Annotated in this window: 17 protein-coding genes; 4 read left to right on the top strand and 13 right to left on the bottom strand. The window is 61.7% G+C overall.

The genetic code is table 11. The annotated features are described in order from the left end of the window. Nucleotides 1–242 (top strand): hypothetical protein (locus D8U71_RS28515; protein ID WP_206663218.1); only part of this gene is annotated, 242 nt, incomplete at its 5' end. 30 nt (nucleotides 243–272) lie between these two features. On the opposite strand, the gene D8U71_RS25840 is transcribed toward D8U71_RS28515, so the two are convergent. The 6 genes from D8U71_RS25840 to D8U71_RS25815 all read right to left on the bottom strand — a co-directional run bounded on the left by D8U71_RS25840 (nucleotide 273) and on the right by D8U71_RS25815 (nucleotide 8,078). After that, nucleotides 273–1,652 (bottom strand): VOC family protein, encoded by a 1,380-nt coding sequence (locus D8U71_RS25840; protein WP_130889034.1) that lies wholly within the window; start codon nucleotides 1,650–1,652, stop codon nucleotides 273–275. 88 nt (nucleotides 1,653–1,740) lie between these two features. Next, nucleotides 1,741–2,961 carry a glycolate oxidase subunit GlcF gene (gene glcF / locus D8U71_RS25835; RefSeq protein ID WP_130889033.1) on the bottom strand — a complete coding sequence of 407 codons (1,221 nt, stop codon included), beginning with the start codon at nucleotides 2,959–2,961 and terminating at the stop codon, nucleotides 1,741–1,743. A 2-nt stretch (nucleotides 2,962–2,963) separates the two neighbouring features. After that, complete coding sequence (glcE, locus tag D8U71_RS25830; RefSeq protein ID WP_130889032.1) at nucleotides 2,964–4,013, bottom strand: glycolate oxidase subunit GlcE; 1,050 nt, start codon at nucleotides 4,011–4,013, stop codon at nucleotides 2,964–2,966. After that, nucleotides 4,013–5,512 (bottom strand): glycolate oxidase subunit GlcD, encoded by a 1,500-nt coding sequence (glcD, locus tag D8U71_RS25825; protein WP_130889031.1) that lies wholly within the window; start codon nucleotides 5,510–5,512, stop codon nucleotides 4,013–4,015. The genes glcE and glcD overlap by 1 nt, the downstream gene beginning before the upstream one ends. Before the next feature lie 163 nt (nucleotides 5,513–5,675). Beyond that, on the bottom strand, nucleotides 5,676–6,602 hold the full coding sequence (locus D8U71_RS25820; RefSeq protein ID WP_130889030.1) for an alpha/beta fold hydrolase: 927 nt from the start codon (nucleotides 6,600–6,602) through the stop codon (nucleotides 5,676–5,678). 21 nt (nucleotides 6,603–6,623) lie between these two features. Then, a complete protein-coding gene (locus D8U71_RS25815) occupies nucleotides 6,624–8,078 on the bottom strand; it encodes an NAD(P)/FAD-dependent oxidoreductase (protein WP_130889029.1) in 1,455 nt (484 codons plus the stop codon). Between the two features lie 188 nt (nucleotides 8,079–8,266). On the opposite strand from D8U71_RS25815, the gene D8U71_RS25810 reads away from it, so the two are divergent. The 3 genes from D8U71_RS25810 (at nucleotide 8,267) to D8U71_RS25800 (ending at nucleotide 11,490) form a co-directional block, all read left to right on the top strand. Continuing rightward, on the top strand, nucleotides 8,267–9,340 hold the full coding sequence (locus tag D8U71_RS25810; protein ID WP_130889035.1) for a diguanylate cyclase: 1,074 nt from the start codon (nucleotides 8,267–8,269) through the stop codon (nucleotides 9,338–9,340). Nucleotides 9,341–9,548: 208 nt separating this feature from the next. Further along, nucleotides 9,549–10,784: a M20/M25/M40 family metallo-hydrolase gene (locus tag D8U71_RS25805; protein WP_130889028.1), complete on the top strand. Its 1,236-nt coding sequence runs from the start codon at nucleotides 9,549–9,551 to the stop codon at nucleotides 10,782–10,784. 403 nt (nucleotides 10,785–11,187) lie between these two features. Beyond that, nucleotides 11,188–11,490, top strand: a complete 303-nt coding sequence (locus tag D8U71_RS25800) for a hypothetical protein (RefSeq protein ID WP_024012470.1) — start codon at nucleotides 11,188–11,190, stop codon at nucleotides 11,488–11,490. A 132-nt stretch (nucleotides 11,491–11,622) separates the two neighbouring features. Here the strand turns inward: D8U71_RS25800 and D8U71_RS25795 are convergent, their stop codons facing one another. The 7 genes from D8U71_RS25795 to D8U71_RS25765 all read right to left on the bottom strand — a co-directional run bounded on the left by D8U71_RS25795 (nucleotide 11,623) and on the right by D8U71_RS25765 (nucleotide 18,978). After that, complete coding sequence (locus D8U71_RS25795; protein WP_016774123.1) at nucleotides 11,623–12,492, bottom strand: oxaloacetate decarboxylase; 870 nt, start codon at nucleotides 12,490–12,492, stop codon at nucleotides 11,623–11,625. Nucleotides 12,493–12,646: 154 nt separating this feature from the next. Beyond that, complete coding sequence (gene astA, locus D8U71_RS25790; RefSeq protein WP_125915917.1) at nucleotides 12,647–13,681, bottom strand: arginine N-succinyltransferase; 1,035 nt, start codon at nucleotides 13,679–13,681, stop codon at nucleotides 12,647–12,649. 49 nt (nucleotides 13,682–13,730) lie between these two features. Next, on the bottom strand, nucleotides 13,731–14,747 hold the full coding sequence (locus D8U71_RS25785) for an arginine N-succinyltransferase (protein ID WP_130889027.1): 1,017 nt from the start codon (nucleotides 14,745–14,747) through the stop codon (nucleotides 13,731–13,733). Nucleotides 14,748–14,865: 118 nt separating this feature from the next. After that, nucleotides 14,866–16,215 carry an APC family permease gene (locus D8U71_RS25780; protein ID WP_076567476.1) on the bottom strand — a complete coding sequence of 450 codons (1,350 nt, stop codon included), beginning with the start codon at nucleotides 16,213–16,215 and terminating at the stop codon, nucleotides 14,866–14,868. A 54-nt stretch (nucleotides 16,216–16,269) separates the two neighbouring features. Further along, complete coding sequence (locus D8U71_RS25775; RefSeq protein ID WP_130889026.1) at nucleotides 16,270–17,022, bottom strand: N-formylglutamate amidohydrolase; 753 nt, start codon at nucleotides 17,020–17,022, stop codon at nucleotides 16,270–16,272. Next, complete coding sequence (locus D8U71_RS25770; RefSeq protein WP_130889025.1) at nucleotides 17,006–18,337, bottom strand: glutamine synthetase; 1,332 nt, start codon at nucleotides 18,335–18,337, stop codon at nucleotides 17,006–17,008. The genes D8U71_RS25775 and D8U71_RS25770 overlap by 17 nt, the downstream gene beginning before the upstream one ends. Continuing rightward, nucleotides 18,334–18,978 carry an isochorismatase family cysteine hydrolase gene (locus D8U71_RS25765; protein ID WP_130889024.1) on the bottom strand — a complete coding sequence of 215 codons (645 nt, stop codon included), beginning with the start codon at nucleotides 18,976–18,978 and terminating at the stop codon, nucleotides 18,334–18,336. Before D8U71_RS25765 ends, D8U71_RS25770 begins: the two co-directional genes overlap by 4 nt. Nucleotide 18,979: the final 1 nt, after the last annotated feature.

Below are 18,979 nucleotides of genomic sequence, written 5' to 3'. Positions count from 1 at the left end.
GCAAGAAGTTGCGCAGTACTGCGCAACTTCTTGCGCACTTGGCTGCAGGGCTTGCGCCGCTTGGGCTGCAGGGCAATTTACCCCTGAAATATTACGGGCAACTGCGCAACTTCTTGCGCACAATGGCCAGATGCCTTTATGGAGGCAAAGATCGCTATGGAGGCAAAGATTGCCCCATAGCTTCAGATCAAAAGATCGCAGCCTGCGGCAGCTCCTACATTTGGAATGCGTTTCCCCTGTAGGAGCAGCCGTAGGCTGCGATCTTTTAATGTTTAACGCGCGAGTCGGGTCAAACACTCCTCAATCGACCGCCGTTGCGTCTCGGCATACAACCCCAACTCATCAATAGTCGAACGCCCCAGCGCCTGTTCGAAAGCCTGTCGATTGGAGTGTTCGCCGTAATGCGCCTGTGCGGCATCCCCCAGGTTCGACTGAAAAATCCCCGCTGCGCTCACCGGCAGGAAATCTTCGTACACCAGCGGCTCCGCTTTCACATAGCCATCGCGCAGCAAGTCCTCCAGGGACGACTCACCAAGTCCTTCAGCGGCCAAGCCCTTTTCCGTAGCGAAATAACGAAAGTACGCCAGCCCCTGTTCGCGCATGCCCTCGATGCTGTCAGGAAATTCCGCAAAATGCTGAGTCATCAGCGCGTTGTAGCGTGCGGCATTGGCTTCGTTGGGGAAGTCGCCCAGTTCATCGCGAGCGGCATTCAACAAGCGGTCGTACAGCGCGCGACCCTTGGGCGTGAGGGCAGCGCCGCGTTGTTCGATTTCGCCGAAGCGCGCGCTGTGGCTGCCACGGGTTTCGGGCTGATCGGTGAAGGCGATCGGCTCGTCCAGCGCTTTGAAGCTGGTCTGGCGCAGCAGGATCGGGCAATTGCGGCGCGGTGGGCCTTCGATCACCGCTTTTGGTGTAATGCCATGGGCGGGCATCTGTTGCTGCACGGTGTCGATGTCCAGCGTGCGAGGGGTCAGGTGGTTGATGTGCGGGCCTTTGAACGCAACGACATCGGCGACCAAGCGGTGCTGGGCGCTGAGTTTCTGGTATTGCGCGGCGCTGACCGTGGCGCTGTGGTGCCAGCGAAAAGTCTCCAGTGCCTGTCGGACGAATTCCACGGCCTCCGCTTCATTCAGTCCGCCTGCCGTTTCCGCCTGTTCAATCAGGCGCAACGCCTCTTCAGTAAAAATCGAACGACGGGCCAGTACCGACTCGGCAAACGAACGCAATTCAGGATCTTCAATCAGCTCCAGCCGCAGCAACGAGGTGAACACGCGAAACGGGCTGACCTGCAACGCTTCTTCATGCACCGCACGAAACGCCGTTGAATGCACCGGCACACCGGCCGGGGTCAGGTCGTAATAACCCACCGGTTGCATACCCATCACCGCGAACAGGCGGGCGAGGGTGGCCAGTTCGCTCGCGGTGCCGACGCGAATGGCGCCGTGGCGTTCCATGTCCAGCCGCTCGATTTCGCCGGTGCGCTTGAGCTGTCCGGCAATCTCAGGCTGACGTGTCAGCACTTCGCGATTGGTTTTCTCCACCAGTTCCATCAGCGCGCCGTACAGCGGCACCTCTTCGCGGTACATGTCGGACATCGCTCGGGAGAAGCGTTGGCGGATCAGGTCGGGGCTGACGAACGGCTGCACGGTCATGAAAAAAATTCCTGCCACGGTGACGAAATGGATGCCGGAAAAGATCGCAGCCTTCGCCCAGGCGGGCAAACGAAGAATCCTACGAACTTCATTCTGCCAACGACTGATCCACCAGTTCGATCCAGTGCCTGACCGGCGTGCGCCCGGCGCTGGCCAGATGGCTCTGACAGCCCACGTTGGAAGTGACGATCAACTCAGGCCGGCCGCTTTCCAGGGCGTTGAGGCGCTGATCGCGCAGTTGCCGCGCCAGCACCGGTTGGGTCAGCGAGTAGGTGCCCGCCGAGCCGCAGCACAAATGGCCATCCGGTACCGGCGTGAGGTTGAAGCCAAGTCGGGTCAGCACTGTTTCCACGGCGCCGCCGAGTTTCAGTGCGTGCTGCAAGGTGCACGGGCAATGCACGGCGATGCGCCGTTCGCTGGCGGCGCATACTTGCTCCAGTGGTTCCTCAGCGATTATTTGCACCAGGTCCCGAGTCATTTCGCTGATCTGCCGAGCCTTGTCGGCATAGACCGGATCGTCCGCAAGCAAATGCCCGTAATCCTTGATGAACGCGCCGCAACCGCTGGCCGTCTGCACGATGGCTTCGGCGCCGTTCTGCAGATGCGGCCACCAGGCTTCGATGTTCTGCCGAGCGCGGTCGAGACCTTTGCCCTGAGCGTCGAGGTGATAGTCGAGAGCGCCGCAGCAACCGGCCTCGCTCACCGGAGTGACGCTGATGCCCAAACGATCAAGCACCCGCGCCGTTGCGTCATTGGTGTTCGGCGACAGACCCGGTTGCACGCAACCTTCGAGCAACAACACCCGGCGCGCATGCCGAGGAGCAGGGCGCGACCCCATGACACCCAAGCGCTGCGGCAGTTTGCTTTCCAGCAGGCGCGGTAGCAGCGGCCGAAAGGTCGCGCCCATGCGCAGTAAGCCTTTGAACACAGCCGGATTCGGCGCCAACGCGCGCAAGCCTTCGCGCAGCAAGCGCTGGGCGGCGGGGCGTGGCACCGCGCTGTCGACCACCGCGCGGCCGATGTCGAGCAGGTTGTGATAATCGACGCCGGATGGGCAGGTGGTTTCGCAGTTGCGGCACGACAGGCAACGGTCCAGATGCAGCTGCGTCTGTTCGGTGGCCGGTGCGCCTTCGAGCACTTGCTTGATCAGGTAAATGCGTCCGCGCGGCCCATCGAGTTCATCGCCGAGCAATTGATACGTCGGGCACGTCGCGTTGCAAAAGCCGCAATGCACGCAGGTGCGCAGGATCTTTTCCGCTTCGCCAGCGCGGGGCAATTGCCGCGATTGCTCGCTCAGGGTGGTTTGCATGGCTAGACCTCCGCGTACATTCGCCCGGGGTTGAACAGCCCTTGCGGGTCGAGTTGCGCCTTGAGTTGCCGGTGGTAGCGCAGCAGGGTTGGCGCCAAGGGTTGGAACGGCGAATCGGTGGCGCCGTGGGTAAAGCACGTTGCATGGCCGCCCAAGGAATGGGCGAGTACGTGAATCTCAGGGCGTTCGGATTTCACCCAGCGTTGCGCACCGGCCCAATCGATCAGTTGCTCGCCGGGCAGCTCGAGCGGGCCGAGGTTGTTCGGCAATGACAGGCGCCACAGCGGCAAGCCTTGGTCGAAAAAACTCAGGCGCTGTTCGTTGAGGTCGCGCCAGAAAACCGAATCCAGCGGCTCGCCGCCGAGGCGTTGATGCGCCGCCGTCACCGAACCTTCGCCACCTTCCAGGCGCAGGTACAGGCTCCGGCCATCGTGGCACGCGGCGCTGATCGGCAGCGGTTGCTGGCCCCATTCGGCAAGTTTGCTCAAGGCCCGAGCGCAGTCGATATCAAGGCGAATGCTCAGGCACTGGCGTGGTTTCGGCAGGACTTTCAGCGACACTTCGGTGAGCACGCCGAGGCAACCGAAACTGCCGGCCATCAGCCGCGACAGGTCATAACCGGCGACGTTTTTCATCACTTCGCCACCGAAGCGCAGATGCTGACCGAGGCCGGTGATCACCCGCGTGCCGAGAACGAAGTCGCGTACCGAGCCGGACCACGGCCGGCGTGGTCCGGACAGTCCCGTGGCGACCATCCCGCCGACCGTGGCGCTGTCGGCGAAGGACGGCGGTTCGCAGGGCAACATTTGCCCGGCGTCATCCAGCGCCGCGAGCAGCTCGGACAACGGCGTGCCGGCACGTGCGGTGACCACCAGTTCGGTCGGATCGTATTGAACGATGCCGCGATGAGCACGGGTGTCGAGCACTTCGCCGGCCACCTCGCGACCGAGAAACGCCTTGCTGTTGCCGCCCTGAATCTTCAGCGGCGTGGCATTGGCCCGCGCTGCGTTGACCTGATCGAGCAGGGCGTTGGCGGCATCGAAATTAGCCATCAGAATCGCTCCAGCTCGGGGAAGGGCAGTTGCCCGGCGTGAATGTGCATCGCGCCGAATTCGGCGCAGCGATGCAGGGTCGGAATGTTCTTGCCGGGATTGAGCAGGCCCTGCGGATCGAACGCGGCTTTCACCGCATGAAACAGCAGTAGCTCGTCGCTGTTGAACTGCGCGCACATCTGATTGATTTTTTCGCGGCCTACGCCGTGCTCGCCGGTGATGCTGCCGCCGACTTTCACGCACAGTTCGAGGATCTTGCCGCCCAGTGCCTCGGCGCGATGCAGCTCCCCCGGCTGGTTGGCATCGAACAGGATCAGCGGATGCATGTTGCCGTCGCCGGCATGGAACACGTTGGCCACGCGCAAGCCATATTCCTCGCCGAGGCTAGCGATACCTTGCAGCACAGCGGGCAATTCGCGGCGCGGGATGGTGCCGTCCATGCAGTAATAATCCGGCGACAACCGGCCGATCGCCGGAAACGCGTTTTTGCGCCCGGCCCAGAAACGCACACGCTCGGCCTCGTCCTGGGCCTGGCGCACTTCAGTGGCGCCGGCCGCTGTCATGACTTCCCGTACGCGCTGGCAATCGTCGTGCACGTCGGCTTCGACGCCGTCGAGTTCGCACAACAGAATCGCCTCGGCGTCGACCGGGTAACCGGCGTGGATAAAGTCTTCGGCGGCGCGAATGGCCAGGTTGTCCATCATTTCCAGACCACCCGGAATGATCCCGGCAGCGATGATTTCGGCAACCGCACGACCGGCCTTTTCCACTGAGTCGAAACTGCCGAGCAGGACCTTGGCGACTTGCGGTTTGGGCAGCAGTTTCACCGTGACTTCGGTGATGATCCCCAGCAGGCCTTCGGAGCCGGTGAACAAGGCGAGCAGGTCGAAACCGGCTGAATCGAGCGCCTCGGAGCCCAGCGTAAGACGTTCGCCCTCGATGGTCAGCACTTCGATTTTCAGCACGTTGTGCACGGTCAGGCCGTACTTGAGGCAATGCACGCCACCAGCGTTTTCCGCGACGTTGCCGCCGATCGAACAGGCGATCTGCGACGACGGATCCGGTGCGTAATACAAGCCGAACGGGGCCGCCGCTTGGGAGATGGCGAGATTGCGCACCCCCGGCTGAACCCGCGCGATACGTGCAGCGGGGTCGATGTGCAGGATGTTGTTGAACCGCGCCATCACCAGCAACAGGCCCTTTTCCAGTGGCAGCGCGCCGCCGGACAATCCAGTGCCGGCACCCCGCGCGACCACGGGCACGTTGTTCTGATGGCAGAATTTCAGCAGGGTTTGCACTTGCTCCAGACGCCGGGGCAGGGCCACCAGCATTGGCGTGGCGCGGTAGGCGGAGAGGCCGTCGCATTCGTAGGGTTTGAGTTCATCTTCGCGCCAGAGGATGTCCAGGTCCGGCAGGGCTTGTTGCAGGGCCTTGAGCAATTCGCCCTTGTTCACCTCGGGCAACGGACCGTCGAGGCGTTCGTCGTAAAGGATGTTCATGGGAACGCCAACCTTCTGTCTCCGCTGATCGTTCCCACGCTCTGCGTGGGAATGTAGCCCGTGACGCTCTGCGTCACTGGACGCAGAGCGTCCCCTGAGGCATTCCCACGCAGAGCATGGGAACGATCAGTTGCGCCACCTGGGGCATTGCGAATATCCATGTTCATCGCTGTCGTTCCAGAAATTCCCCGTACAGCCGCGCGGTATTTCCCGGCTGTTCGACCATCGGCATGTGCCCGACGTGATCCCACACATCCACTTCGAGATTGGCGATGCCTTTGCTCCACACCGGCACGCTGCTGACGTCGATCAGGCGATCCTTGCGCCCCCACAGCAACAGCGCCGGACATTTGATCTCGGCCAGTTTCGGCTCCATCGGCGGGCTGGCGCGGAAGTCGCGGAAGATTTCTTCGAGCTCGTCACGTTGTTGCTCATAGCGCTGGGCGACGGCGTCCAGCACCAGCTTCGGCACCCACGGCGGCGACTCCATGGTCATCGCGTAGAAACGCTGAAATTCTTCGCGGGAATTGATCAGGAATGGATTGTGCCCGCGCGCCAGGTGGCGCTCCATGTCGCTTGGCTCCGGTGCGGTGACGCCGGCCGGGTCGATCAATGCCAGCGAGGCGATTCGCTCCGGACAGGTCGCCGCCAGCCACGCGGCAATGTAGCCGCCCATGGAGTTGCCGATGACGTGGACTTTCTCCACGCCGCAGACGTCGAGCAGTTGAATCATGCGTTTGGCCTGAACCGCAATGTCGTAACCGCCGCCAGCCATGAAGCCAGTCTCACCGTGGCCGGCCAGATCCGGAATGATCACCCGATACTGACGGACGAAATGCCGGGCGCAGCGCAGCCAGAGGTTTTTGTCGGCGCTGAAGCCGTGCAGCATCAGGATCGCGCTGGACGCCTCGTACGGCCCGCCTTGCCAGGTCGACACGGTCATCTCGGCGATCGGCACTTCGATCTTGTGCAATTTGTACAACCTGGCCTCGCTGGCCATGGCCAGGTTGTACAGCCAATGGCCGACCGCCGGGTAACTCAACCAGCTCCAGGCCACGAAAACCGCGAGTGCGACAAACAGCAAAAGCATCGACGTCTTCCTTTTACGTGTTCAGGACAAAATATGGTCGGCCGGTTTCAGCGCCCGGGTCAGCAGGTGATAGCTGAAACTGAAGCCGGGAAACATCGCGATCACGTGACCGCTCTTGCTCTGGTACCAACTGTGGCAACCACCGGACTTCCACACCGTGCGCTGCATTTCCCGGTGGATCATTGCAGTGTAGGTACGTTCTGCGTCACGGCGCACTTCGATGCTGCGCAGGCCTTTGGCCCGTACGGTGCGGATGCAGTCGAGGATGTAGTTCATCTGCGATTCGATGATGAACAGCGCCGAGGTGTGGCCAATGCCGGTGTTCGGCCCGGTGACGATAAACAGGTTGGGGAAGTCCGGCAGGCTGGTGCCAAGGTAGGCGCGCGGGTATTCGGCCCAGACATCTCTGAGTTGCACCGCGTTTTTGCCGCTGACCGGGTAGGAAATCACCCCGTCGGTGGCGTCGTAACCGGTGGACCAGACGATCAGATCAACATCGAGATGCTCGCCGTCCACGGTGTTGATCCCGCTTTCGTCGATCGAAGCGATGCCGTGCTCGCGACTGTGCAACGTGACGTTGGCGCGGCTCAGCGCCGGGTAGTACGTGCTGGACACCAAAACGCGTTTGCAGCCGATGGTGAAGTCCGGGGTGAGTTTCTGTCGCAGTACCGGGTCTGGAACCTGGCGCTTGAGGAACCGCAGCGCATGTCGCTGGACCAGGTGAATCGCCGGTTTCGAGTATTTGAAAGCGATCACGCGGGTTTCGAATTGCCAGTAGATCAGCCAGCGCAGCAGTTTGTATGCCGGTTTCAGGCCAAGCAGCCAGCGCTGGAAATGGCCGAATTTGCGATCGGCACGCGGCAGCACCCAATGCGGCGTGCGTTGGAACACATGCAGCTGTTCGACTTGTGGCGCTATCGCTGGGACCACCTGCGCGGCGCTGGCGCCGCTGCCGACGATCGCCACGCGTTTACCGCGATAGTCGTAGCTGTGGTCCCAGTTATTTGTATGAAAAGTCTTGCCTTGAAAGCGATCCATCCCGGGAAAGTTGGGGATGACCGGCTGACTCAACGGCCCGGAAGCATTGATCAGGAATTGGGTTCGGAAAGTACCTCTGGCGCGGGTGTGCACCAACCAACGCTTTTCCGCTTCGTCCCATTCGACGCGCTCGACATCGGCCCCCAGTTCCACGCGCTCGCGTAAACCGAACTGCTCGATTACGTGTTCGGTGTAGCGCCGCAGTTCTGCCTGTTCGGCGAACATCTGCGACCAGCGGTAGGGCGCGAATGACAGCGAATACAGCGGCGACGGCACGTCCACCGCTGCGCCGGGGTAGGTGTTCTGGCACCAGGTGCCGCCGAAGAAGTCGCGTCGTTCAAGAATGCGAAAGTCGTCGATTCCGGCCTTGAGCAGGTTGACCGCCGCGCACTGGCCGCCGAAACCGCTGCCGATGATCAACACAGCGTAGGTATGCATGTGCCCCCTTTTTATAGTTGTTTTTCCATTTCCCCTCTTTCATTTATAGCCAACTCTGGGCCGCGCGTGCGGCGCTGATAGCGCTCTATTCAGGCCGCTGGCCGGTGATGGCTATTTAACGGCGCCCTGATAGACTCCGGACACATCCTTGTCGGGATGTAACCATGCATCGCGCGGTCGAGGCCCTTATGGGAAATACGCGAGGAAAGGGACTTTCACTGGCCAGGAGGCTTTACAGGTCGCGGGTGTTCGGGCTGCTGCTCGGGCTGATGTGTGTCAGCGTGGCGATGTATGCCCTCGATCCGCCGCTGTGGGTGTGGGGCCTGATGCTGTTCAATGGTCTGATCTGGCCGCATCTGGCGTTTCAATGGGCGCGCCGCTCGAGCGTGCCGTTTCGCGCCGAACACCGCAATTTGCTGATCGACGCATTCATGGGCGGCTTCTGGGTCGCCGCCATGCAGTTCAATCCGCTGCCCAGCGCAACCACGATTTCGATGATGGCGATGAACAACGTCGCCATTGGTGGTGGGCGGTTTTTGCTGGCGGGCACGGCGGCGCAGCTATTGGGCATCGGCGTCGGGCTGGTGGTGTTTGCTCCGGCGTTCATCCCGCCAACAACGCCGCTGCAGCTCTACGCCTGTTTGCCGTTGCTGTTGCTGTATCCGCTGGCGCTGGGCTGGATCTGCTTTCGTCAGGCCTCGACCCTCGGTCGGCACAAGCGCGAGCTATTGGCGTTGAGTCGCACCGACAGCCTGACCGGCCTGCTCAATCACGGCGCGTGGAAGGATCAGCTGAACCTCGCGTTCCAGCGCTGCAAACGCCAGCAGCAGGGCGCGGCGATTGCGCTGATCGACATCGACCACTTCAAAGCGATCAATGACACCTATGGGCATGTCGCTGGCGATATCGTCCTGCGCCAGTTGAGCAAACTGCTCAAACAGAATCTGCGCGCCACGGATGTGGCGGGGCGCTATGGCGGGGACGAGTTCTGCGTGATTCTGCCGGAGCTGCCACTGTTCAACGCGGCTCAGGCGATGGAAGCCTTGCGCGAGCGTTTTGCGGTGATGGGCTACGAGCAGAACCCGGCGTTGAAGGTCAGTCTGAGCATTGGCCTGGCCGCCTACGACCCGAGCCATGCCGACGCCACGCGTTGGCTGGATGAGGCCGATCAGGCGTTGTACGAAGCCAAGGCCAGTGGGCGCAATCGGGTGATCTGCAACAGTGACAACAAACCGAGGCAGGCGCTGCTGGATTCGGTCTGACGGGCGAGCTGATACCTGTGGGAGCGAGCCTGCTCGCGAAAGCGCTGGGTCAGGCGGTATCAATATCGTTTGCCACGACGCCTTCGCGAGCAGGCTCGCTCCCACCGGGGTATGTGTTGTCGGTTAGATCAGTGTCGCATCCGCTATAGAGCCTCGCGCCGATGTCGGTTACGGTTGAATCCCTCCGACACGAAACAAGGACTGCTTCATGACGTTCTCATTTCCCCGCTCTCTGATGGCCGCCAGCCTCGGTCTGTCCCTCGCATTCTCGGCCGCAAACGCCGCCGAACCGCACAAACAAGTGCTCGCCGATGCCGAGCAGTATCAGCCCGAAGCCCTGAAATTGTTGGAGCGACTGGTCAATATCGACTCCGGCTCAGGTTATGAACCGGGCCTGAAACAGGTCAGCGAGATCGCCATTGATGAGCTGAAGAAACTCGGCGCCACCATCGAGTTGGTACCCAACACCCCGGAAAAATCCAACCACGTGCTGGCCACGCTCAAAGGCACCGGCAAGGCGAAAATCCTGCTGATGGCGCACATGGATACGGTGTTCAAGGAAGGCTCCGCGGCCGAGCGGCCATTCCACATCAAGGACGGCCGTGCCTACGGGCCGGGGGTGATGGACGACAAGGGCGGGATCGTCGCCGGCATCTACGCGCTGAAAGTGCTGAAGAACCTCGACTTCAAAGACTACGCGCAGATCACTTTCCTGCTGGACGCCAGCGAAGAAACCGGCTCGGACGTCGCCACCGACCTGATCAAGAAAACCGCCAAACAGCACGATGTGACCCTCAACCTCGAACCGGGCCGCCCCGCCGATGGCCTGGTGGTGTGGCGCAAGGGCAGTGCGACGGCGCTGGTCGAAGTCAAAGGCAAGGCCGCCCACGCCGGCGTCGCGCCAGAGCTTGGACGGAACGCGGCGATGGAAGCGGCGCACCAGATTCTGCAACTGGGCAAGCTCGGCGATGAAGCGAAGAAAACCACCATCAACTTCACCGTGCTCAAGGCCGGCGATCGCACCAACGTGATTCCTGATCAGGCCACGGCCAAGGCGGACGTGCGCGCGGCAGTGCCGGAGGAATTTGATCGCATCGAGAAGGATCTGGCGCGGGTCTCGCAGGACAAGTTGATTGCCGATACCGAAGTGAAAACCTCCTTGCAGCGCGGATTGCCGCCGATGCCGCAGACGGCTGAGTCGGATCGCTTGATGGCCATGGCTCAAGGCATTTACGGCGAAATTGGCCGCAAGCTGACCGAGGAGGGCAGTGGTGGCGCGGCGGATGCCAGTTTGTCCGCAGGCGTAGGAACGCCGACGCTGGATGGCTTCGGCATTGTCGGCGGCAATATTCACACGCCTGAGGAATATGCCGAAGTGGCGAGTGTGGCACCGCGGATTTACTTGTTGTCGCGGATGATCATGGAGTTGGCGAAGCCGCGGTGATGGGGTTTGCGGTGTGACGAGGCCGGGCGGGGTGCCAGAGAAATCGGCCCCTCACCCTAACCCTCTCCCGGAGGGCGAGGGGACTGACCGCGTTGTTTGTGGTCCATGTGGCAACCGCCAGATCAAGTTGAATTCAAAGTCGCATTCAACGCGATCTCTCACGTCGGCGTAGATCCAGAGCATCCCCCAATCAGTCCCCTCTCCCTCTGGGAGAGGGCTAGGGTGAGGGGCTTTTTGTGGGAAGTGTGGAAGTCGAGGGCGGCGTACAAAAATACCGAAAAGTCCGACAGAAGCTCTGGTTGCGGCCGTTGGGCGCGACTTTTATAGTCTCCGTTCGCAGATAACTCTGCGACGATCTTGGCCGGTCGAATACAGCACCAGACCCCTCTTTGGAGTGAACTTTATGACCGACCAAGTAATGCCGCGCTATCTCCCCATCGACACCTACGACGCCGAATCCCCGGTGCTCTTCATCAATACCCACACTGAACTCAGCGACATGGCCGCCTGTGCGATGCACCGGTTTGTGGTCGTGCGCGATCTGGCCGACACCTTTGCCAGCCTTAACCTCAAGGGCATTTCCGATTGTGATCTGACGCGGGTGACCAGCGCGGTTCATCTGCTGATGCGCGAGGGCTGCGCGATTTTGAATGTGATTCAGGCGCGGGCGGCGCAGCGGGAAGAGGCTTACAAGACGCCGGTTTAGCGGTGTCGCGGCTGGCCTCATCGCTGGCAAGCCAGGCTCCCACAGGTTATGCGACCAAACATGGATTATTTGTGCAACACAAAACCCTGTGGGAGCTGGCTTGCCAGCGATGGCGTCAGCCCGGGCACACCGTCACTCCTTGACGCTCATGTATTCCTTGGCCCAGAGAATGTATTCCTCCGGCTGGGTATAGGTGTGGGTCAACTCGGTCGCGCTCAAATCGGAGGCCTGGGTGAAGATCTGTCGCTGTTCGCGCAGGCTGTCGTAGGTGGCCTTGATCGCGGCGAAGTAGGCGCCGTGGCCGTCGATGGTCACGCGTACACCGAGTTCGGCCAGGCGTTTGTCGTCGCGCAGGGCCGGGTTGCCGTAGGTGACCAGCATCAGCGGCACGGTCAGGTGCTCGGCGATTTGTTCCAGTTGATCAAAGTCCTGCACGCCGACCATGCAGATGCCGTCAGCGCCCGCCGCCTGATATTGGCGGGTGCGGCTGATGATTTCCTGGTTCGGCAGAATGCCGGCATTGGTGCGGGCGATGATCGCCATTTCCGTATCGACCCGGGCTTCCAGCGCCGCGCGGATCTTGCCGACGCCTTCGGCCACGGTGATCAGGTCGGTGGATTTGCGCCCGAATTGCGCGGGCAGCAGGGTGTCTTCGATGGTCAGTGCAGCGACGCCGGCGCGTTCCAGTTCGACGATGGTGCGCATCACGTTGAGGGCATTGCCGTAGCCGTGGTCGGCGTCAGCGATCACTGGCAATTGGGCGACGCGACCGATGCGCGTGGCCTGTTCGGCGAATTCGCTGAGGGTGATCAGGGCGAAGTCCGGTGCGCCAAGCACCTGCAGCGAGGCCACGGAGCCGCCGAGGATACCTACTTCAAAACCCAAGTCAGCGGCGATGCGGGCCGACATCGGGTCGAACACCGAAGCGGTGTGGTAGCAGGTGTCGGAGGCCAGCAGCTGACGGAAATTGCGGCGCAAATCTTGATGGGAAAGCCTGGTCATACGAGTTCCACCAATACATAAGGAATGGAAAGGCTTGAGCAAAGGTGTCAACGCCGAAGAATGAAAAGGCTATCACGCGAATGGGTCAAGAATCATGACGAATTTGCGCGGCAGGACTGGCGGCTGAAAGGTTTAATCTCCCGTGCCGGAAATATCAGGCCGCCACGGCATGTTGCTGTTGATGGGGCAGGAGCACCGCGCGCACCGAATTTCCCGGCTGAAGTTGCAGGCGCTTGGCGGTGAGACGATCAACCACCAGGCTGTTGCCCGCCAGTCGACCGTGGGCCGCGGTGATGCGGCAGTTTTCCAGCCGGCGGTTGTGAATCAGCCACAGCGGCGCCTGCTCGTCGGGGGTGCCGAGGCTCAGGGTCAGTTCGAGGCTGTCGCGCACCGTGCGGATGCTGCGGATTGGCGCCTCGATGACCGGGCCACCGTCGAAAATGTCGATGTAGCCTTTGTGCGCAAAGCCTTCAGCTTGAAGAATTTTCAACGCTGGTTGAGTGTTTGGATGCGTCTGGCCGATCGCCGCCTGCGCCTGTTCGGTGAGCAGGCAGGTGTACAGCGGCTGGCGCGGCATCAGTTCGGCGATAAAGGCTTTGTTGCCCAGGCCGGACAAGTGATCGGCGTGGGTGAAATCCATCTGGAAGAAATGCCGGCCGAGGCTGTCCCAGAACGGCGAGCAACCGTTTTCATCGGCACTGCCGCGCAGTTCGGCGATCATCTTCTCGCCAAACAGGTGCGGAAATTCGGCGACGAACAACAGACGACCCAGCGACAACAGGCGGCCATTGCTGCCGTTGCGCTGGTCATGGCGCAGAAACAGCGAGCACAGCTCCGATTGGCCGGTCAGTTCGTTGTTGAGGAACAACGTTGGGATCTGCCGCTGAATGCCCAGATCCGGCGCCGAACTGACGGTGACGCCGAGCCGGTAGTTGTACCAGGGCTCGCGCAGGCCAACGGCGCCGGCCATCGCGCTGACACCGACCACGCGCTGCTCATCATCCTCGAGGACAAACAGGTAATCGGCATCGGCGCGTTCCACCTGTTCGGCGAATGCGCGCTGTGCCCAACGCACTCGGTGCGCCAAGCGGTCTTCGTTGGCCGGAAGCGTGGTGAAACCTGGCCCTGCCTGTTCGACGAGGGTCATCAAGGCAGGCAGGTCGCTGACTTTTACCGGACGGACAATCATGCTCCAACTCCTTTGGCGGACCGATTCAGGCGCGGATGGCTAACGCGGCTCACAGAGCGACCAGCCGTATCGAGCTGCCATCGCTGACCTTCAGCGCCGCGCAGATGGCGGGTGTCAGGGACAGCGGCTGACCGGGGTGATAGTCGAGTTCGGTGACCATCGCGCGGTAGTCATGCAGGGCGTCGTTGCTCAGCAGGTAACGGCCACGGGCGTCGGTCGATACTTGTTGGCGGACAATGGCGGTCTGGCTGTCAGCGATCGAGCGAATGTTTGCGGTACGCGCATACAGGGTCGGGCCGGCGTCGAACAGGTCGATGTAGCTGTTGGTTTCGAAGCCTTCCCGCGCGAGGATGTCGAACGCTTCCTGGCCGTCCGGGTGCACGCGGCCGATGCAATCCTGCGCCGCTTGCGGCAGCATCGGCACGTAGATCGGGTATTGCGGCATCAGTTCGGCGAGAAACGTGCGGCTCTGCAAGCCGCACAGGCGCTCGGCTTCCGCGTACGGCAAGTCGAAGAAATGCTTGCCCAGCGCATCCCAGAATGGCGAATGACCCTGCTCGTCGCTATAGCCGACGATTTCGGTGATCACCGCCTCGGAGAACCGCTGTGCATGCGCAGCAATGAACAGCAGGCGCGCCCGCGACAGCAGTTCAGAAAACGGCGTGCGCACCAACGCGGCATCAATGTGGAAACCGCGCAGCAAGGTATGCCCGCTGAGGTCATGGCACAGCGACAACGCCGGCACGCCATGCTCGATGTTCAATTCCCGCGAAGCGCTGGTGAAATGGCGGTTGCGCAGGCTGTAGAACGGCTCCTTGAAGCCGGCGGTGGCAAGGATTTCCGAGCAGCCGACCAATTGCCGGCGTTCGAGATCTTCCAGCACGAAGAAGTAGTTCTCCGGCCCCTGCGCCTGGGTGGCGCTATCGAAGGACGCGCACGACGCGGCGATTTTCTCGCGCAGGTGTTCGCTGTCATCCGGCAGCGAGGTCACGCCGATCAGGCTCTCGCGGGCCAGGCGCTGTAGCTGGGGCAGATCATTCTGCTCGACTGGGCGTAAGACCAGCATGGATGTACTCCTGTATCAAAAGGTTCGGCCCATTCGCCGAACCTGACTATCACTGTCGGTTTCCACGCGTTGAATCGGCGGTCGCCTGATTTGTTGTCAGACGCCGCTCTTTTTCTTGTCAGCCTTTGCTCGGATCGGGCAGCGCTGTGCTGGCGCCGAGCTTGTTGAGGAAAAACAGGTACACCAGGCCCAGGGCAATCCAGATCAGGCCGAGTTTCTGCGCATCGACGCCCATGTTGTACATGATGGCGGCAACGATGATGAAGCCGATCACCGGGCAGAGCAGATGGCGCACAAACTGCCCCGACTTCTGCCGACGCCAGTAGTGGTTGATCACCGTCAGGTGCAGCAGCATGAAACCGCTGAGGGCGCCGAAGTTGATCAGCGAGGTGAGAATGTCGACCGCGTCGATGAACAGGTAGCAGATCAGCAGCGACAACACCGCCACCAGATAAATGCTCAGGTACGGCGTGTTGTGTTTCGGGTGGACCTTGGCCAGCACCTTCGGCAGCTTGCCGTCGCGGGCCATGCCGAACAGCAGGCGCGAGACGGCGGCCTGCGAGGTGATCGCCACCGCTACGCCCCAGGCCAGCGCCGTGGCGACGGCGGTCAGGGTCGCCAGCCAGCTGCCGGCGGCGATTTCAGCGATTTCATAGAACGCGGTGTCGGCGGATTTGAAGCCCATGCCCGCTGCCAGATCGGTGGCGATCCACGTTTGTACGACGAAAATCGTGCCCATCACTGCCAGGGTGATCAGCGCTGCCTTGCCGACACTGCGGCCCGGATCTTCCTTGATTTCTTCGGCGAGGGTGGAGATCGCGTCGAAGCCGAGGAACGACAGCACGGCGATCGACACGGCTTGCATCAGCAGGGCGAAGTTGAACGTTTCCGGGTGATACAGCGGCGCCAGCGTCAGCTCACCGTTACCGCCACCGTTGTGCAGGGCGTTCCAGGCGTAGAACAGGAAGATGCCCAGCACCACCAGTTGTGCCAGCAGGAACAGCATGTTCATCCGCGCGGTGAAGGTGATGCCGCGCAGGTTGACGAACGTCGCGCTGACCAGAAACGCCAGGATGAAGCCGACCTTGGGAATGTCTGGGTACAAATGGTTGAGCGCCATCGCCGAATACAGGTACAGCAGCGGCGGAATCAGCAGGTAATCGAGCAGCATCAGCCAGCCAGCGATGAAGCCGACGTGTTGATTAAGCCCGCGTTGCGCGTAGGAATATACGGAGCCGGCAACCGGAAAGGCCTTGGCCATGCTGCCGTAACTCAGCGCGGTGAACAGCATTGCCACCATGCCGATGATGTACGCCAGCGGCACCATCCCCGGTGCTTCGGCGTTGACGTAGCCATACACACCGAACGGGGCGATGGGGATCATGAAGATCATCCCGTACACCACCAGATCGGTCAGCGTCAGGCTACGTTTCAACTCTTGCTTGTAGCCGAATTCTTCAATTTCCATGAAGCGCAACTCCTTGTCAGCCATCGGTCGGTTTATGTTTTATCGGTCCATCGTTTACAGCAAAGGTGCGAGGTAATCTGCCCAGCGCGAGACCGCTTCGGGACTGCGCAGCAGATCATTGCGCACCTCGATCAGCACCGCCTCAAGACCCCTGGCATCACCGTGCACGGGCACGGTCATGTCGCCCAGCGGGTCAATTTTGTACGGCTGGTTGCCCGCGACTTTCAGCGGGTGCGCTTGCAACCCGTCGAGCAGGCGCTGAGCATAGTCCTGGGCCTGGCCGAACAACACGCCGACTTCCAGTGGTCGCGGCTGGCCGTAATACACCGGGGTGAAACTGTGAACACCGACCACCCGCACCGGCAGACCTTTGGCAATGCGCTCGTCGATCAAGGTCTGCAAGCGCGCGTGAAACGGTTTGAACAACGTCTGGCGCCGGTACTCGCGGGTCGCCTCATCCAGCTCGCGATTGCCAGGTATCGGGTAGATCTCGCTCTGCAGCGGGATGCTGTCCGGCGCATGGCGCGGGCGGTTGAGGTCGATCAGCAGCCGTGAATAATTGGCGCTGAGCAACGTGGCGCCGAGTTGTTCCGACAACTGTTCGGCCAGTTGCAGCGCACCGATGTCCCAAGCGATATGTTCGCGCGCGGCCGCCTCGTCCAGGCCCAGATTGTTCAGGGCTTCGGGAATGTAGCGACTGGCGTGTTCGCACACGAGGATCAACGGGTTCGTCGAGTCCTCGCGGCTCAGGTTGTAGACCGGGCGGGTGTACAACCCAAGCTCGGCGGATTCAGTACAGGCGTGCATAGTGCTCACACAGGTCAGCGGGCGAGAGCTGTTCCGTCAGCGCCAGTTCCTCGGTTTTCAGGGCGTAATAAGTGTCGAGCAACGGCTTGGGCAGCCATTCGTTGAAGGCTGCGCTGTCACGCAGGCAATCCAGCGCCTGGGCCAGCGAGGCGGGCAGGGCGACGATGCCCCGGGCCTTGCGTTGCTCGTCGTTGAGTGAATCGGGAATTTCATCGGTAACCGCGTTCAGCGCCAGACGCTGTTCGATGCCCAGTCGCCCGGCAATTAGCAGCGCAGCCATGGCCAGATGCGGCGAGGCGGTAGCGTCCATGGCGCGGAATTCCAGGTTGAACTGCTGCGCGGCAGACTTGCCGCCCAAGGTCACAGTCGGGCAGATGCGCAGCGCCGCTTCACGGTTCTGCTGCCCCAGACACGCATACGACGCGCTCCAGTGGTGCGGCTGCAAACGCTGGTAGGACAGCGGCGTCGGCGCGGTGAATGCGCACAGCGCCGGTAGAAAATGCAGGACTCCGGCAGCCCAGTGCTGACCGATGCTCGACAGGCCGTTGCTGGTGCCGGCGTCGTACAACATCGGCTGGCCGCTAAGGTCGAGCAGGCTGACGTGCAGGTGCACACCGTTGCACACCGCCTCGGCGGCAGTCTTCGGCGCAAAACTCAGATCCAGGCCCATTTGCCGGGCGATTTCCCGGGTGATTTCGCGCACGTTGACCGCGCGATCCGCCGCCGCCACGCCAAGCGTCGGACGGCAGGTGATTTCGTATTGGTGCTTGCCGTATTCCGGCAGGAACATTTCCGGCTCGACGCCGCCGGCGCGCAGGGCGCTGAGCAGCCAGCCGCCGAATTCGGCGCCCTGACGCTGCGCTTCGAGAGAGAACGCCGCGTGTTCGGCAATACCTGCGTGCAGGTTGAATTCATGTTCGAAGGCGGCGTTGACTTGCAACCCCAACTCATCGTGATAGCGCTCGATTTCATCGCGCAGCAATGTGCGCGGGCAGGCGCCCCATGCCTGGCCGTCGGTCTCACGAATGTCGGCGTGAATGAAATCCAGCACCGGTGCATTGGCGTCCGGGCCGCTGCCGACAGTGACGCGGCTGCTCAGATCGGGAATCAGCCGCAGGTCGCCATACGCGCCCCACGGATTGCTCGAAGCGATGATGTCTTGCGGCGTCAACGCGCTGTTGGCCGGAACCCAACCGCAACCCGCTGCCTGGTAATGCTCCAGCTCATCGCTGGGAAACGAGCGGCCCCGGGTGATGCCGATCAGGTCGGTTGTCACCAGCGTGGTCATCGGCAAAGGCGTCAGGCGCGGGCTCATGGCTGCATCTCCTGCAAACGGCCGAGCACGGTGTCGGTGTCGGTGATCCAGCAGTAACCCTTGATCGCGTTGAGGCAGGCGTGATGGCGTTCAACTGTGTAAGTGGCGCAGGCATCCTCCACCAGCGTGACCAGATAGCCACGGTCGGCGGCGTCGCGCACAGCCATGTCGACGCATTGGTCGGTGACAATACCGGCGATGATCAGATGGCGGGTCTGCAGATTGCGCAACACGTAATCAATATTGGTTGAATTGAACACCCCGGAGGAGGTCTTCGGCAGCACGATTTCGTTTTCGGTCGGGGTCAGTTCAGCGATGACCTGCGCTTGCACGCTGCCCTTGGGCAGGTGCATGTCAGACAGTTTGTGATCGAGCGAGCGGTCGCGACCGTCGGCGGTCAGGCTTTCGATAATCGTGTGCAGCACGTTCTGCTGCACCCGGCGAAAGGCGCCAAGCAGACGTTGTTGATTGGGCACCACTTGTTTGCGCGTGCGCTGGAGAAAATACTCGGCATCCGGCTCGCTCAGGTGTGGGTCGAATTGCGGTTCGAGCCAGGCGCGCTGCATGTCCACCAGCAGCAAAGCGGTGTGGTCGGTCGCAAACGGCAGGTCCCGAGGCGAGCGGTGGGGAAGGCTGAACATC

This window comes from Pseudomonas sp. Sample_21 (genome assembly GCF_004307525.1).
Taxonomy (GTDB): domain Bacteria; phylum Pseudomonadota; class Gammaproteobacteria; order Pseudomonadales; family Pseudomonadaceae; genus Aquipseudomonas; species Aquipseudomonas atacamensis.
The sequence above is the reverse complement of the archived record's forward strand: the minus strand, read 5'-3'. Positions and strand labels throughout refer to the sequence as shown.

Coding starts and splice junctions, on each gene's coding strand:
- D8U71_RS25805 (WP_130889028.1), top strand. CDS start 9,549: ATGACGTTCTCATTTCCCCGCTCTCTGATGGCCGCCAGCCTCGGTCTG.
- glcD (WP_130889031.1), bottom strand. CDS start 5,512: ATGAACATCCTTTACGACGAACGCCTCGACGGTCCGTTGCCCGAGGTG.
- D8U71_RS25770 (WP_130889025.1), bottom strand. CDS start 18,337: ATGAGCCCGCGCCTGACGCCTTTGCCGATGACCACGCTGGTGACAACC.
- glcE (WP_130889032.1), bottom strand. CDS start 4,013: ATGGCTAATTTCGATGCCGCCAACGCCCTGCTCGATCAGGTCAACGCA.
- D8U71_RS25765 (WP_130889024.1), bottom strand. CDS start 18,978: ATGTTCAGCCTTCCCCACCGCTCGCCTCGGGACCTGCCGTTTGCGACC.
- D8U71_RS25815 (WP_130889029.1), bottom strand. CDS start 8,078: ATGCATACCTACGCTGTGTTGATCATCGGCAGCGGTTTCGGCGGCCAG.
- D8U71_RS25800 (WP_024012470.1), top strand. CDS start 11,188: ATGACCGACCAAGTAATGCCGCGCTATCTCCCCATCGACACCTACGAC.
- D8U71_RS25795 (WP_016774123.1), bottom strand. CDS start 12,492: ATGACCAGGCTTTCCCATCAAGATTTGCGCCGCAATTTCCGTCAGCTG.
- D8U71_RS25810 (WP_130889035.1), top strand. CDS start 8,267: ATGGGAAATACGCGAGGAAAGGGACTTTCACTGGCCAGGAGGCTTTAC.
- D8U71_RS25840 (WP_130889034.1), bottom strand. CDS start 1,652: ATGACCGTGCAGCCGTTCGTCAGCCCCGACCTGATCCGCCAACGCTTC.
- D8U71_RS25780 (WP_076567476.1), bottom strand. CDS start 16,215: ATGGAAATTGAAGAATTCGGCTACAAGCAAGAGTTGAAACGTAGCCTG.
- astA (WP_125915917.1), bottom strand. CDS start 13,681: ATGATTGTCCGTCCGGTAAAAGTCAGCGACCTGCCTGCCTTGATGACC.
- D8U71_RS25820 (WP_130889030.1), bottom strand. CDS start 6,602: ATGCTTTTGCTGTTTGTCGCACTCGCGGTTTTCGTGGCCTGGAGCTGG.
- D8U71_RS25785 (WP_130889027.1), bottom strand. CDS start 14,747: ATGCTGGTCTTACGCCCAGTCGAGCAGAATGATCTGCCCCAGCTACAG.
- glcF (WP_130889033.1), bottom strand. CDS start 2,961: ATGCAAACCACCCTGAGCGAGCAATCGCGGCAATTGCCCCGCGCTGGC.
- D8U71_RS25775 (WP_130889026.1), bottom strand. CDS start 17,022: ATGCACGCCTGTACTGAATCCGCCGAGCTTGGGTTGTACACCCGCCCG.